Raw genomic sequence first — 13,984 nt, 5'->3', positions numbered from 1 at the left:
CGTTTGACTCACCATCTCAATGTACCTTGGCGGTCCGGATACATAGATCAGGCCATCTTTTGGCTGCTCTTTCCAAAAAAAACGCCCATCCCAGATACCCACTTTTTTGAGTGTTGTCTTGAAGTCCCGGGTTGTCATGTATCCAAGACTGATAATCTTTTGCTCAGCTGAACTGCCACTGTAGATATAGAGTGAGTGGCCATCAAAATACCAGATGAATCCGTAAATATTGGCCATGTGATCCAGAAAATCGACGGGCGTCAGTGGACCAATCTTGCCGTTTACTTCACCTACGACATCTTCAGAGATAACGACTGGAACATAGTAACTGGCAGCAAAATTCTGTAATGCCTCAAGCAAATCTTCACCACTGCCATAGAAGGAATAAGGACGGTCTCCAAAGACGGCCAAGGCTGGAGACTCTGAATCTTTGACCTCCTCTTCCACTTCTTCCAACAACTCCTTGCCGGCTACTTCAATATTTTCCATCTGTTTGACCGATGACTCAGAAGTACTGTTTCCTCCGGATGGGTCCTCAGCTTCAAGAGGAATATCAAAGCCCACCTCGACCTGAGGCTGTGGAGCTTTTCTCACATAGTTGTAATCGATACTTTCGATACCTGTCGTTTGTTTCTGGCCACCCATCCATTGCTGCAACCTGAAATACTCTTCTTCATCAGGTCTTGATCTTGTCGGAGGAAATGCGGTTGCATCCAGAGCCTGTGGCGGAGGCTCTGCGGGAGAGGCTGCCTGAAACCCGGGCCCAACATATTCAGTAGAACTCTCGGGAAGGTATATGGTTTGTCCCACCATCAGTTTGGAAGGGTTGGTAATGCTATTAAACTCAGCCAGCTCACGGAGCTCAAAGCCATAGTTCTGCGCAATAATGGAGAGCGATTCACCAGGGCGCACAATATGCCTTCGAGTACTGTCATTTTGTGGAACGGAAGACCAGACCGCCGCCTGGGAGTATGACAAGAACGTGCTGGCAAACAGTAATGGAATCAACAAAGCCAGAGCAGGCAACAAAACTAGCCAGAGTTTGAGAGTTTTTGACCCCATCCGAAGAGTGCCTCCATGCCCGTCCTCTAAACAACCCACAATAAAGGTATTAACGGCTAAATAAACTTTTTCTAATCAATTTTTTATTTTTTATAGCTAATTTAAATACACAACAGAATAAAACCAGTGTATCCAAGATTACTCTTCAATTCTAATCATTTACACAGTTTTAGGGCCAGTGCTACAGTTTGCTGTCATCCAGCCGACGCTAAAACGAAGAGAATCAATTCATTTAAACAGAGGCTCTGCATTATGGACGTGTCTTTTAAAAACGGCCTTTCTGGTATTTCATTCGTCAACAATGACTTTATTGATAAAGACTTTCCGAAAGACAAGTCTTCTTTTAAACCCTCCGGTAAAAGCATTGCGGCTCACTTCTGGAAAGCCCTTGAAATGGGTCGCACCTTCCAGGATCGTGAAAAAAAATTCGCCCTCAACCTGACTGAAAAGGCTCCTTCACTCTCCCCTGATGAACATAACATGATGACGGATATGGCTCTGAGCCTTCTGAGCAAGCATGCCGAAGAGTGGCCAGAAGCAAAAGCAGCTCTAGCCGTATTAAAAGAGTCAAAAGAATTGCAGGAATACCTGACCATGACACGGAATGTTCTGGTCGCGGGCTAATAGGAACAACAGGGAAACACACCATGAATAAGCCATTAAGGCAGTGGTTACTGGCTCAGGCCTCTTATTATATGGAGTATCTCCAGCCACGAAAGTCTATCGCTTTGCTGGAAGCCGTTAAACGATTTGAACCCCAAAACCCCGATGTTTATCGAATGCTCAGCTACGCCTACCTGCAAGTTGATCGACCTGAAGATTCTATCAAGGCCGCCGATACTTTTTTGCAGTACGCGAAGCCTGGAATGGATACCCGGGCCATTAAATGGATCAAGGGGCGAGCACTGCTCAAAAAGAGAAAGAAAGCCGCTGTAAAATAATCTCTTGCTTGACCAGACTGCTCTCCCCTGCAAACAGACTGGTCATAAAGCATGAATCCTGTCGTCGCAGGGCTTAATAAACTGGGCCAAAGAAATGACCTGATGCTGGCAGCCATGCTGGTAGCCATCGTCAGCCTGATCATATTGCCCATGCCCACCGTTCTGGTGGACTTTCTTATTGCCCTCAATATGGGGCTCTCTTTCATCCTGATGATGACGTCTATCTATCTGTTATCTCCGTTGGAATTCTCTTCGTTTCCAGCGGTGCTTCTGGTAACAACCCTTTTCAGACTGGCGCTCTCCATCACCACTACCCGACTGATTCTTCTTCAGGCTGACGCGGGTGAAATCGTCTATACCTTCGGTAATTTTGTGGTGGGCGGCAACCTGATTGTCGGTATCGTGATCTTCCTGATCATCACTATTGTCCAGTTTCTTGTCATCACCAAGGGCTCTGAGAGGGTGGCAGAAGTCAGTGCTCGTTTCTCACTGGACGGCATGCCCGGTAAACAGATGAGTATCGACGCTGACCTTCGTGCCGGTTCTATCGAAATGGAAGAAGCACAAAAACGTCGGGAACTGGTGCAGAAAGAGAGCCAGATGTACGGCTCAATGGATGGCGCCATGAAGTTCGTAAAGGGTGATGCCATCGCAGGTCTGATCATTATCTTTGTGAACATCACAGCCGGTGTCGCCATTGGTACCATGATGAATGACATGACGGCGGGTGAGGCTTTGCAGCTATATGCCATCCTGACTGTAGGTGATGGTTTGATTTCACAGATACCAGCTCTGCTGATCTCCATAACCTCCGGTATTATCGTTACCAGGGTGTCCAATGAAGACTCCAAAGATCTGGGTAACGAAATTGGTGGACAGCTCCTTGATAAGCCCAAAGCGCTGCTGGTGGGCGGCGTCCTGCTGCTTGGCTTTGCTCTGATTCCCGGTTTTCCCACTTTCATATTTCTAATGCTGGCGCTGATAATTGGCGGCGGAGGTTATTACCTGCTGAGGAAAGCCTCCCGCGAGATGGCTCAGGAAGCCGAAGGCGGGATTCCAGCCATGGCTGCCGCGACTGAATCAGCCGGAGATGCAAAGTCCAGACTGGACCAGCAGGAAGAGTTTACGCAGACACTGCCACTTATTATTGATGTACCTACTTCCATTCAGGAAACACTGAACACCCAGATGCTTAACGATGAGCTTCTGAAGGTTCGAAAAGCTCTGTACATGGATCTCGGGGTTCCCTTTCCTGGTATCCATCTTCGCTTTAATGACGCCATGATGGACAACAGCTATTCCATCATGCTTCAGGAAGTTCCTGTGGCGAGCGGTCATTTCAGACCTGGCTATGTCTTCGTTCGTGAAACCATTGACCATCTGGAAATGCTGAAAATCCCTTATGAACAGGAAGAAGATTTCCTGCCCAGCCTTGATACGCTCTGGGCAGAAGAAAGCCAGAAAGAGAAGCTGGAAAAAAATAATGTTAATTACATGGATGCTCCGAAAATACTGACATTTCATCTGGCTCACGTATTGAAAAAATATGCAGAAGAGTTTATCGGCATTCAAGAAACCCGATACCTGCTGGAAAAAATGGAGTCTTCCTTTGGCGAACTGATCAAAGAAGTCCAGCGTCTTCTGCCAGTTAATAAAATCACTGAAATATTCCAGCGACTGGTCTCGGAAGATATCTCGATCAGGAACCTGAGATCCATACTTCAGGCACTGGTCGTCTGGGGCCACAAAGAAAAGGAAGTGGTTCAGTTAACAGAATATGTCCGCTCATCATTGAAACGATACATCAGTTACAAGTATTCGAATGGTAAAAACATGCTGCCTGTCTACCTTCTTGATCAAGATGTTGAAGATACCATACGTGGTGGCATCCGACAGACATCAGCAGGCAGCTATCTGGCTCTTGATCCGTCCCAGTCTGCTCGCTTTGTTGAGAATGTAAAAAACACAGTAGGCAAAATTGGGCACCTTGAACATAAACCTGTACTGATCACATCGATGGATATTCGCCGATACGTCAGGAAGCTTCTGGAGCTGGAAGTTTATGATCTGGCCGTATTGTCTCACCAAGAGCTTACAGAAGAAATCACAGTACAACCTCTGGGTCGTATATCACTCTGATCAATGTTGATAACTGACAGCCCACTCTTTTTAGTAAGAAGGCTGTCTGGTCAGAAAAGAAATGCAGGAAGTGAAAAAAGATGTTTGCTCAGAGGCCATTCACTCGAGGATCATTGGAGTTCAGAACGAACCAGACCGTAAACGTATTGATCAAAGTAGTCTTCACCTTTGAAAATATGTTTTCTCAAGATACCTTCGAGTTGGAAGCCGCACTTTTCGAGTACTTTTCCAGACCCTTTGTTGTAATCAACCACATCGGCATAAATGCGGACCAGACCCAGCTCGTCCATGGCATACTGTGTGATACGGCTGAGAGCCTGAGTCATTACTCCTTTTCCCCAGTGGGATTCAGATAACCAATAGCCAATTTCAGCCGTAAAACGATGAACATCCACTTGGGTTACAAAGCCGATCTCACCAATGGCCTCCCCTTCATGATCGATCACAAAACGGGTATCAGCTTCATTTTCCTTCACATGCTGAATCCATGCTCTGGCATGCTCTATCGTATAAGGATGTGGAAAACTATCCCTGAGATTTTTGGCCACATTCCAGTTGTTGCCGTGACGTGAAAGTGATGGTGCATCACCGTAAAGAAAGCTTCTAACACAATATCCGTTACCCAGATCAAAACGCATATCCATTGCCTGACATGATCAATTCATCAGGTATTCAATCGGCAAAATACTGTGTGGCTAAAGAGGGGTATCAGAGCTGTCACTGCCCTTTTTTCATTTTATCGAGCATGGCATTGACAACGGCTCTAGCTTCATCCTGGGCATCGGGCATGGTATCAGGGTTAACATCTGGGGCAACACGCCATTCAATGACACGTTTGGCTAGTTTTCGAGCCAGAACGCCAACGATATCATCAAGGAACTTTTCGTCCAGCATGGGTGAATCCATAAACCGAAGGTGTACAAGAAGCTGCTCGGATTTACCTTCTTCTTTCATGTGGATGGCAAAATCGCCTGCGTCTGTTGTACTCTGACTGATGGTCAATGTGAAATGCTGTCCACTCATAACATTCTCCAAACATAACTAATCCAGTTGTCGGCGAAGCTATGGAGGGCTTTAAGGTGTGAACCCCCTGTTCTTACATAGATTGGAAATAATAATCCATGGTCTATAGAACAACTTCCATTTTGTCCCCTAACAAACTCTTTAACCTTTTTATCTACAATGAAATATGGTTATGGGCGATATAAATAAGGATAGACATTACCGCTCATCAGAATTTTCAACCCACAGGGAGAGAAGCATGATCACTAACCATGACGCAGAACCGATCCAACCTTCCAACCGCGGTCAAGTTGACCCAACCCAGCCAGTACAGCCAATTGATGCTGCTGAGGCAGAGCGCTTTGCTAATCTCAAAAAACAGGCAGAAATGGAAGAAGCTGAGACCAGTGAAGTGGAAGACGGCATGATCAGCCCGGAAGAGCTTCAGAGGCAGATCAGGGAGAACCTTTTCAAGAACGGCTTCAACAAGGCCATGGAGAAAGCCCGGGAAATATCTAAAGAGCTGAAAGAGGGCTAACCTGCAACTACTGTTATCACAAGTTTGACAACAGGTTAACCCTTTAGCCGTTTTTACTTCTTTTGATTATAAATATATTGATTCAAATAAATTACAATAGGACAAATAAGTCAAACATATTGGCTAAAGGCACCGCCAGAAATAAGCCTCAGGCCATTTAAGCAGGTAACCCCATAAACAATCAAACGTAAACTCAGACCTAATTGTCATACAGGGAGCAGTAGTATTTATGACAGGAACGTCGAGCAATGTTGTCACGCTACCGAGTTCAACAAAACTCTCTCAAGTGGGTGAAATAAACACCTCTCTCATCAATGCTTTCCAAAAATGGGTATTCCCTCCTGTCGATCATATTCTTACTGACCTGGCTCAGCATATCGTGGAGCTTTCTGATGCTGGCCAAAACAACGCTCAAATCATGCAGTTCATGGAAGCCAGGCAAAACCTGGAAAGATCAAAAAATCAAATCATACAATGCTTCCGGCAGGAGGCATTAAAACATTTCAATAATCTTGAAGAAGAGGACAATACACATGCCTCTGTTTCTCTGAGTGAGCTGTCATTGCTTGACAATGGCGATCTTGAGAAAAAGCTGGCGTGGCAATATGCCGCCAGTCAACTTAGCATAAATGACCAACTTCAACGCTTCAACAATATACAAAACAGGCTGTCTGGATTAATTCATCTTGAGCCAGAGAATAATCCACTAGGAGCTCAGAAGATTTGTGAGAGCTTCGCGCTAGCGCTGGTACCCGCTCAGCTGTCTTCAGACCTGACCCAGGAACTGCTTTTACAATTTGCTCTCAAGATAAAACCCGCTGTGATGGAGCTCTGGCATGAAGTGGACGAGTACCTTGATTCTATGGGGCTTGAAATCAGCATGCCAGCTACAAAAATTGCAGAAATACCAGAAGATGAACCCTTTTCAAAATCCAAACACATTCAAGTAGTACCAGAAGCCAATAGCAGAGAGGCTGCTCCCCAATATCGCTCAGAAGCGCCTGAACCTGAGACGACGTCAAAAACGGAGGATTCATCGCAAACCTGGAATGAAGCGTTCATGAATGAACTGGTAAACAGGCTGTTTTCCAGAGTAGAAGGACTACTACATACCCCGTCAGAGACTTCTAATGCAACGGTGAGTGGTGATGCCAGACTGTTTGCCAGCATCGAGCTAGCCAGTACACTGACATCCATACAGAAAGAGCTCTCGGGTCAACATGACTCTATCTTCAGTCTGGCAGAATCGATCAAGAGTGCCTTGAAGGACAAGGGTGTAAAACAAAAGCTCTCACCAAGGCACCGTGACCTTATCAACATGGTCGGCATGCTGTTCGAGTTTATTCTGGACGATCATGAGTTACCGGATGACGTTAAAAATCTGATTGGTTTACTTCAGATTCCTGTTTTGAAACTGACTTTACTGGAAGAAAGTTTTTTAACTGACCGTCGCCATGCGGCAAGAGAGTTACTCAATGACATGACCTCAGCCGGCATGCATACGACACTGGAACCAGAAACAGAAAAGCCTGTTATCGAGTTGATTGAAGAAACAGTCAAGTACATTATCAAACATTTCACCGAAGACCCTGACATATTTTCCAGCTGTCATAAAACATTCAACGATAAGCTACTTAAAATCAGGGATTCTTTAGACCAGAATCAAACTAGAACAGAGCCCAATCAGACTGAACCTGCAGAGGGTGAAGAGGCCATTAGTACGGAAGATATTGTTCTTGAAGCTCAGACAAGCAAGGTAAACTGTGAGTTTCAACTAATCATCTCCAATCTCATTTCTACCCGGCAATATACAGTGCCGGACTCAATGGAAAAGCTGGTTAATGAAGTTTGGTCTGATGTTCTGGAAACCGCTGGTATGAAGAGCACTGCTAATACCAATGATTCAGCTGACATTCCATGGTTCGATGCCATTAATACACTGGATATCTTGTTATGGAATCTACAACCAGAAAACCGTGATTCGGTCCCAGCTCAAGACTGGCTCCTATTAAAAACTATGTTGCTCGACCATCTCAACAAAACCGGTCATGCCCCCTCTATCTTCGCTGAATGGATGCATGATTTGACCACACTGATATCAATGCCTGTTGAATTCCCAATAGAAGAAGAATTTATTAACGTAACCCTCGAAGATTCAGCAGCAAAAGAAGAGTTTGCAGAATCGGATACAGAAGAGATCGTACTTCAGAGTCAAAGGTTAGATCATCCTCACCTTGAATCAGACTTACTCATTCCCGAGGTCGTTGATACGACTCCAAAGGAAGACGGAGTCATCGAAAAAGATGTTCTGGAAGAGCATACCGGAGTAGAACTTAGCATAGGCCAGTGGGTTGAATTCATTGGCAAGCAGGATCAGCATTTCCGTTGTAAACTCTCTTCTATTAATACAGTCTCCCATCGCTATACCTTCATTAATAGTTCTGGCATGAAAGTAGCCGAAATGTCTGGCTACGCAATCAAGTCCGGTATAGAAAATGAGCGCATTCGTATTATTGAAGATACTCAATTCTTCGACAAGGCTCTGCATGCTGTCATGAACAAATTCCTGAAGTTTTAGCATCTGTCGACGACACATAACCTGAATGTTTTCCCCAACTGATCCAGATACAAAGGAGGTATCCATTGATCGACCTTGGGAACCTGGAACAGCTCACCGAAGACGATGCACCAATGATGCAGATGCTTCTGGATGAATTCCTCAACACCACAGAAGAGGATCTCAGATCCTTGGATAAAGCAGTTGAAAACAAGACACACCGCGAGATCGCCAGTCTCGCACACCGAATCAAAGGCTCATCAATGATTGTGGGAGCCAATCAGCTGATACAGCTGACCAATGAGCTGGAAGAAGCGGGCAAACAGGCTGAAAATGAGAAGTTCGAATCATTACTCTCTGATATCAGGAAGTGTTATAGCAGCGTTTCTGAAGCTATCAAAAAGCTATGAAATCTAAAACTGTATATGTGTCATGCTACCTTTACTCAAGCCAGAAAGACACTGTCGGACAACCTCCAATATCGTCACTCCCGGAATCATTCCTATGACCTGATCAAGGTTGCATAAACACTGCCTCATACCCCCTGCCTGTGTAAGGTCGTCAGACTGGATGTGGTCAGAGTCTTTTATGGAGGTTTGATGAGAGTGATTTATCCGGTAGAGTAAGCGTCCTAACCCATAAACAGTACAACTCGAATGAGTCTGACCTCCACCTCAATATCAACACCCTCTCCCCAAAGTCTTGCTGAAGATCTGGCCAGATGTGCCCGGGGGGAACAAAAAGCCTTTAAACATCTTTATCAGCTGACTTCGTCGAAACTCTTTGCCTTGATCCTGCGTATATTGAAAGACAGAGAGCTTGCAGAAGATTGTCTTCAGCAGGTTTATATAAAGATCTGGCAGGCATCCTCCAGCTATAACAGCAGCAAAGCTGCTCCCATGACCTGGATGAACACCATTGCCAGAAATCAGGCACTGGACCATCTGCGGAAACTGAACCGGGAGCCCCAGGTGGAAACGGAGGCGCTTGACCTGCAGGTCGACCAGAGTTCCAGTCAGGAACAAAAGATGACAGAAACACAGAACAGTCAGCAAGTCCACCGCTGTCTGAGAACTTTGAATGATAACCAGAGACGCTGTCTGGAACTCAGCTATTTTGATGGAATGACTCATCAGAATCTTTCTAACCAGCTGGAAGTTCCTATCGGAACAGTGAAAACGTGGATTCGACGTGGACTGATGAGGTTGAAGGAATGCATGACGACCGCTTAGATCTAAGCAATCCTGATGAAAGAAATCAGGCTGCAGCAGACTATGTGCTCGGCCTGCTGACGCCTGATGAAAAGGCTCAATTTGAAGTATTAATGGCTGTTAGTCACGATGTTCAGCGTGAAGTAGACGAGTGGCGAGAGTACCTGGATACTCTGAACGAGGCTCTGCCTCCTGTCGAGCCTCCCAAGCATATTTGGAAAAATATTGAGCAAGCTACCAACAATAAAGAATCATTCTGGAGCAGCCTGAAGTTCTGGCAAGGTTCCGCTTTTGCTTCGGTTGCCCTGGCTCTTATGGTGGCTCTGGCGAATTTTCAGTCGGTAAACCCGGCGAACATGGAATACGTTTATGTCGTCAACAACCAGAAAAAAAGCCCCGGGTGGATTCTTAACGCATCATTGGGCAGTAAAAAACTGGTTATGGAAACCGTTCAGCCTGATTCCATCCCTGAAGGGAAAGCCTGTGAACTCTGGTTGGTGGTGGATGGTGTAGAGCCTGTTTCTCTGGGAATGCTGCCTGAATCAGGTACAAAAGAGATGACGATACCCAAGGGATGGGCAGAGAAGCTTTCCAAAGCGAAAATTATTGTCACACTTGAAGACCAGAAGGGCGCACCCAACGGCTGGGACATGGGGCCTGTTCTGGATAAAGGTGACTGGAGCACTCGAACTTACTAACTTGTTTCGAGGCACTGCCTGACGGGGCAGTGCCTGATCTTCTAATTACCAGGGAATCAGGGCACCATCATAGTTAAAAAACTGCCCGGTATTTTCCGGCCCAAGCTGCTCAATCACAGAAATCAGCCCTTTTATGGAGGTTCGGGTATCAATCAAAGCATTGGGTCCGCCCATATCCGTCACAACCCAGCCCGGATGACAGATAGCCACACTGACCCCCTTATCAGATAGATCCTGCGCCATACTTTTGCCAACAGCATTCAATGCCGCTTTTGAGGAACGGTAGATATAGCTTCCACCGCTTGTGTTATCAGCAATACTCCCCATTTTGCTGGTCATCAATACAATCTTTGAACCTTGAGGCATCAGCTCAAACAGTTCCTGCACCAGCAAAACCGGTGCAATGGTGTTGACCTCCATGACCTTGTGCCACTCTTCAGATTCAACCTCGCCAAATTTCGCCCGCTGACCATAGATACCCGCATTATTAATCAGTATATCGATCTGCTCTCTCTGCAGCGTATGTTTAAGATTCATTCTCTGTGCGGGGTTGGTGACATCCAGAGGTACCGTTTCCAGTTTTTCGCTGTTCTGCTGCTTCAGGTTCAGCAAATCTTCTGCCGACTCTGGTGCCCGGCAGCAGGCATATACTTTGTAGCCTTTTTCCAAAAACTGCCTGCAATACTCCAGACCCAGACCCCGGTTTGCACCGGTCACCACCACCGTTTTAGTCATCACTTAACTCCTTATAGAGAGTGTCCAGACGAGCCAGATGCCGGGATCGTTCTGAACTCTCAAGAAAACTGGCATTGAAGCTGTTTCGTATCAATTGATAAACAGCCTGATCGTCCAACCCTAAGGCTTGCTGCGTAGCATGGAAATTATCGTTGATATAACCACCAAAATAGGAAGGATCATCAGAATTGACAGTGACACAAAGTCCTTTATCCAGCATCTGCTTCAGATTATGTTCTGACAAACTGTCAAATACACACAATTTGACATTCGAAAGGGGACACACTGTCAGGGGAATTTTGTTCTCAACCAGATACTGAACCAGACTCTCGTCATCCAAACATCGAACACCATGGTCAATCCGCAACACTTTAAGTGCATTCAAAGCTCCCCAGATGTAGTCTGCCGGACCCTCTTCTCCCGCATGAGCAACGGTCTTCAACCCAGCCTGTATGGCTTGGTCAAAGACCTCTGCAAACATCTCCGGAGGGTGCCCCAGCTCCGTTGAATCCAGACCCACACCGACCAGTCGCTGATGCCATGGTTTGGACATTTCAAAAGTATTCAGCGCTGCCTCAGCTCCTAAATGACGAAGAAAACACATAATAGTATGACTGCTGATACCCAACTGCTTTCTGCCATCCTGAAGAGCGGCATCCATTCCCTCAAACACAGTGCCAAACGGGATACCTCTGCCAGTGTGGGTCTGTGGATCAAAGAAAATCTCGGTATGAACTACATTGTCTTTTTGACAGCGCTCCAGATACGCCCAGGTCAAATCATAAAAATCCTGTTCGGTCTGTAGAACATTTGCACCAGCATAATAAATGTCCAGAAAGGATTGCAGGTTGGAAAACTGATAGGCGTCCCGGACTTCTTTAACGCTTTGGTAAGGCAGGCTGATTTCATTTCTTTCAGCCAGAGACAACATCAGTTCAGGTTCCAGGGTACCTTCAATATGCAGATGAAGTTCTGCCTTGGGTAACGAGTCAATCATGGAAGAATCTACCTTTTCATCTGTCATTAAAGATCGTCAGGAACTTGTTCTTTGAATGAATACTGCATTTCCACGTTAAAAAGAGCTATTCTTTCTAAAGATACTTATTATAACGCTCTGGCTGCAAGTCAGGCAGCGATATCAGGAAGGATGCTTTCGCTTTCAGGCGTCTTTTCCGGCAAAAAACCATGGAATGGCACTATGTCGAAGATTGATGGCTCAGGACAACCTCCCTCCCAAACACAATTTGAACCCAGCCGACCGCCTGTAAATCAGGGCAGTGGTGCTTCTGATGAAACGCAACCGAAGAAATATCTTTCAAAAGAGAAGCCGCTGTCAGGACCAGAAAAGAAATCGATTCTCTCCAGAGGCGTCAAATCAACGCCTTCAGAAGGTAAACTGGCACCTGCAGACTTGGGTATGATGCTGAAATTTTTTGAAAAAGGTGATTTGGTCGGTGCTCGGGAATCCATGGAACGTTTCATCAAGGATCTGAATCAACTCGATAAACTGATTTCTACCTTACCAAAAGATCAATCAGAGGGAGCCAAAAAATTGTTAGTCACCTTCGCTGGGCAGCTCACTGCTGACGATATTGTCAGTAAACTGGTGGTTTCAGACGTTTCACTGGAAGAACAGTTTGAACAAATCAGTGGCTACATGACCCAGCTGGGAACCTCAGAGAGCCCGGTCAGAACAATTGCCAAAATAAGGGCAGATGAGTACCTCAGTAACAGCAGTCTGGGACAGAACCAACTTCAGGAAATGACCAGACTCATGGAGGAGAAATGCCTCTTCTCTTTAAGTCAGACAGCCAACAAACTCGGATTAATGTTACAGGAAGGTGAGCTGACACCTGACCAGCAGAAAGCTGTGGAACAGCAGCTTCGTCAGATGCGCATCGAAATGTCGGCTTTTAACGGCACTTAGATATGATAAAAGCCGTCAAAGGCTGTCTGACGGCTTTTCTTGATCGGAAACCTCATTAAATCAGGACAGTACCAGAATCACAGTCACCACACTCAAAACCAGAGTAGCTCCATATAACATTACTTTAAGCCCTGCCCCCGGATGAACACCCAAATCATGCAGGCCGTGGTAAATACGGTGGATACAGGCCCAATAGGAAGGCACCAGGGCGACCAGAAGAACCAACTGTCCAATCAGATTATTCAAGAAGAAACCAGACATTCTTTCATAAGACAGTGCTTCTGCTGGAATCACGCCCAAAGATACCGCCAGAATCACCAGGATCGTAGCCGGGAAGAAAAAAGCGATTGTTGTTCCACCAGCGCCGAACAGGCTCCAAAGCAACGGCTCAATGTGTCTTTTCTGACTCATGACCATCTCCCTCAAAACAGCACAGCAGCAGCGAAAATAATGACAGAAACACCTGCCAGACCTGCATACATCAGTTTATTGACTACATGATCAGCCACCATCTTGCGAATCTGCTGAGGCAATACCCGTGGTGTCATATCAAAATAAGTGGCTGCATGAAACAGAGTCATCCCTAGCGTCACAACCGTGAACAGAATCATCAGAGGATTAGCCTGAAAAGAAAGCCAGCCCTCCCAGGCGTCTCCACCACGGGTCAGCTGAACAATACCAAAGAACAAGTTGATGCTGTAAAGCGCATCAAACACACAGGTCGCTTCCCTGATCATGTAGGTGCGATAAAAAAGATGATCCATATACCAAGTGCGCTTCATGGGACGCACATAAGGACGACGACTCATCACTTACCTCCTTTAAGCGGCATCAGGAAAGACAAAGCCCAATCCTGAGCGCCCTGCAACTTGTTCTGGTTGATAGCTGCAGCAGGATCGACATTCTTTGGGCAGACCTCTGAGCAATAGCCCACAAAGGTACAGGACCAAACACCGTTCTTGCTCTGAATCACTTCTGTGCGCTCATCATACCCGTCATCCCTTGTATCCAGATTGTAACGGTGTCCCAGTGCGATAACGGCTGGCCCGGTAAACAGTGGGTTAATCCCCATTTGTGGGCAGGCTGAGTAACAGAGCATGCAGTTAATGCAGCTGGAGAACTGCTTGTAAAGGCCCAGCTCTTTGGGTGTCTGCTTGTTTACACCTTCTGCAAC

Annotated in this window: 17 protein-coding genes; 9 read left to right on the top strand and 8 right to left on the bottom strand. The window is 46.1% G+C overall.

The features are described from left to right. Positions 1–1,062: LysM peptidoglycan-binding domain-containing protein (locus tag KDK18_RS13925; RefSeq protein WP_257255536.1), on the bottom strand; the 1,062-nt coding region annotated here is incomplete at its 3' end. A 252-nt stretch (positions 1,063–1,314) separates the two neighbouring features. Between KDK18_RS13925 and KDK18_RS13920 the strand changes: the two genes are divergently transcribed. The 3 genes from KDK18_RS13920 to sctV are packed head-to-tail and all read left to right on the top strand — an operon-like array spanning position 1,315 to position 4,142. Continuing rightward, a complete protein-coding gene (locus KDK18_RS13920) occupies positions 1,315–1,686 on the top strand; it encodes a hypothetical protein (protein ID WP_257255535.1) in 372 nt (123 codons plus the stop codon). A 23-nt stretch (positions 1,687–1,709) separates the two neighbouring features. Further along, a complete protein-coding gene (locus tag KDK18_RS13915) occupies positions 1,710–2,003 on the top strand; it encodes a hypothetical protein (protein WP_257255534.1) in 294 nt (97 codons plus the stop codon). Positions 2,004–2,054: 51 nt separating this feature from the next. Then, positions 2,055–4,142 (top strand): type III secretion system export apparatus subunit SctV, encoded by a 2,088-nt coding sequence (gene sctV, locus KDK18_RS13910; RefSeq protein ID WP_257255533.1) that lies wholly within the window; start codon positions 2,055–2,057, stop codon positions 4,140–4,142. A 110-nt stretch (positions 4,143–4,252) separates the two neighbouring features. Here the strand turns inward: sctV and KDK18_RS13905 are convergent, their stop codons facing one another. Both KDK18_RS13905 and KDK18_RS13900 read right to left on the bottom strand, forming a co-directional pair. Continuing rightward, entirely contained in the window at positions 4,253–4,780 is a 528-nt protein-coding gene (locus KDK18_RS13905; RefSeq protein ID WP_257255532.1) for a GNAT family N-acetyltransferase, read from the bottom strand. A 79-nt stretch (positions 4,781–4,859) separates the two neighbouring features. Beyond that, the gene (locus KDK18_RS13900; RefSeq protein ID WP_257255530.1) at positions 4,860–5,165 is read right to left on the bottom strand and encodes a hypothetical protein; all 306 of its coding nucleotides are present in this window, start codon (positions 5,163–5,165) and stop codon (positions 4,860–4,862) included. A gap of 238 nt (positions 5,166–5,403) precedes the next feature. Here KDK18_RS13900 and KDK18_RS13895 point away from each other — a divergent pair, with 238 nt between their 5' ends. The 5 genes from KDK18_RS13895 (at position 5,404) to KDK18_RS13875 (ending at position 10,148) form a co-directional block, all read left to right on the top strand. Next, positions 5,404–5,682, top strand: a complete 279-nt coding sequence (locus tag KDK18_RS13895; protein WP_257255529.1) for a hypothetical protein — start codon at positions 5,404–5,406, stop codon at positions 5,680–5,682. 229 nt (positions 5,683–5,911) lie between these two features. Continuing rightward, positions 5,912–8,260 (top strand): DUF1631 domain-containing protein, encoded by a 2,349-nt coding sequence (locus KDK18_RS13890; protein WP_257255528.1) that lies wholly within the window; start codon positions 5,912–5,914, stop codon positions 8,258–8,260. Between the two features lie 65 nt (positions 8,261–8,325). After that, positions 8,326–8,649, top strand: a complete 324-nt coding sequence (locus KDK18_RS13885; protein WP_257255527.1) for an Hpt domain-containing protein — start codon at positions 8,326–8,328, stop codon at positions 8,647–8,649. A gap of 246 nt (positions 8,650–8,895) precedes the next feature. Next, a complete protein-coding gene (locus tag KDK18_RS13880; protein WP_257255526.1) occupies positions 8,896–9,471 on the top strand; it encodes an RNA polymerase sigma factor in 576 nt (191 codons plus the stop codon). Beyond that, positions 9,453–10,148, top strand: a complete 696-nt coding sequence (locus tag KDK18_RS13875; RefSeq protein WP_257255525.1) for an anti-sigma factor domain-containing protein — start codon at positions 9,453–9,455, stop codon at positions 10,146–10,148. Before KDK18_RS13880 ends, KDK18_RS13875 begins: the two co-directional genes overlap by 19 nt. Positions 10,149–10,193: 45 nt before the next feature. Here KDK18_RS13875 and KDK18_RS13870 read toward each other — a convergent pair whose 3' ends face one another. Both KDK18_RS13870 and KDK18_RS13865 read right to left on the bottom strand, forming a co-directional pair. Beyond that, positions 10,194–10,883: an SDR family oxidoreductase gene (locus KDK18_RS13870; protein ID WP_257255524.1), complete on the bottom strand. Its 690-nt coding sequence runs from the start codon at positions 10,881–10,883 to the stop codon at positions 10,194–10,196. Further along, a complete protein-coding gene (locus tag KDK18_RS13865) occupies positions 10,876–11,880 on the bottom strand; it encodes an adenosine deaminase (RefSeq protein WP_257255523.1) in 1,005 nt (334 codons plus the stop codon). The genes KDK18_RS13870 and KDK18_RS13865 overlap by 8 nt, the downstream gene beginning before the upstream one ends. A 51-nt stretch (positions 11,881–11,931) precedes the next feature. Here KDK18_RS13865 and KDK18_RS13860 point away from each other — a divergent pair, with 51 nt between their 5' ends. Continuing rightward, the gene (locus KDK18_RS13860; RefSeq protein WP_257255522.1) at positions 11,932–12,810 is read left to right on the top strand and encodes a hypothetical protein; all 879 of its coding nucleotides are present in this window, start codon (positions 11,932–11,934) and stop codon (positions 12,808–12,810) included. Positions 12,811–12,870: 60 nt separating this feature from the next. Here the strand turns inward: KDK18_RS13860 and frdD are convergent, their stop codons facing one another. The 3 genes from frdD to KDK18_RS13845 all read right to left on the bottom strand — a co-directional run. Then, the gene (gene frdD / locus KDK18_RS13855) at positions 12,871–13,221 is read right to left on the bottom strand and encodes a fumarate reductase subunit FrdD (RefSeq protein WP_257255521.1); all 351 of its coding nucleotides are present in this window, start codon (positions 13,219–13,221) and stop codon (positions 12,871–12,873) included. Positions 13,222–13,232: 11 nt separating this feature from the next. Continuing rightward, positions 13,233–13,619: a hypothetical protein gene (locus KDK18_RS13850; RefSeq protein ID WP_257255520.1), complete on the bottom strand. Its 387-nt coding sequence runs from the start codon at positions 13,617–13,619 to the stop codon at positions 13,233–13,235. After that, a partial coding sequence (locus tag KDK18_RS13845; protein ID WP_257255519.1) for a 4Fe-4S dicluster domain-containing protein occupies positions 13,619–13,984 on the bottom strand: 366 nt, incomplete at its 5' end. The genes KDK18_RS13850 and KDK18_RS13845, both read right to left, overlap by 1 nt.

It is taken from the genome of Endozoicomonas sp. SESOKO3 (genome assembly GCF_024606255.1).
This window is presented reverse-complemented; position numbering and strand designations above follow the sequence as displayed.

Coding starts and splice junctions, on each gene's coding strand:
- KDK18_RS13850 (WP_257255520.1), bottom strand. CDS start 13,619: ATGAGTCGTCGTCCTTATGTGCGTCCCATGAAGCGCACTTGGTATATG.
- KDK18_RS13905 (WP_257255532.1), bottom strand. CDS start 4,780: ATGCGTTTTGATCTGGGTAACGGATATTGTGTTAGAAGCTTTCTTTAC.
- KDK18_RS13900 (WP_257255530.1), bottom strand. CDS start 5,165: ATGAGTGGACAGCATTTCACATTGACCATCAGTCAGAGTACAACAGAC.
- KDK18_RS13920 (WP_257255535.1), top strand. CDS start 1,315: ATGGACGTGTCTTTTAAAAACGGCCTTTCTGGTATTTCATTCGTCAAC.
- KDK18_RS13880 (WP_257255526.1), top strand. CDS start 8,896: ATGAGTCTGACCTCCACCTCAATATCAACACCCTCTCCCCAAAGTCTT.
- KDK18_RS13895 (WP_257255529.1), top strand. CDS start 5,404: ATGATCACTAACCATGACGCAGAACCGATCCAACCTTCCAACCGCGGT.
- frdD (WP_257255521.1), bottom strand. CDS start 13,221: ATGAGTCAGAAAAGACACATTGAGCCGTTGCTTTGGAGCCTGTTCGGC.
- sctV (WP_257255533.1), top strand. CDS start 2,055: ATGAATCCTGTCGTCGCAGGGCTTAATAAACTGGGCCAAAGAAATGAC.
- KDK18_RS13870 (WP_257255524.1), bottom strand. CDS start 10,883: ATGACTAAAACGGTGGTGGTGACCGGTGCAAACCGGGGTCTGGGTCTG.
- KDK18_RS13875 (WP_257255525.1), top strand. CDS start 9,453: ATGCATGACGACCGCTTAGATCTAAGCAATCCTGATGAAAGAAATCAG.
- KDK18_RS13915 (WP_257255534.1), top strand. CDS start 1,710: ATGAATAAGCCATTAAGGCAGTGGTTACTGGCTCAGGCCTCTTATTAT.
- KDK18_RS13865 (WP_257255523.1), bottom strand. CDS start 11,880: ATGATTGACTCGTTACCCAAGGCAGAACTTCATCTGCATATTGAAGGT.
- KDK18_RS13890 (WP_257255528.1), top strand. CDS start 5,912: ATGACAGGAACGTCGAGCAATGTTGTCACGCTACCGAGTTCAACAAAA.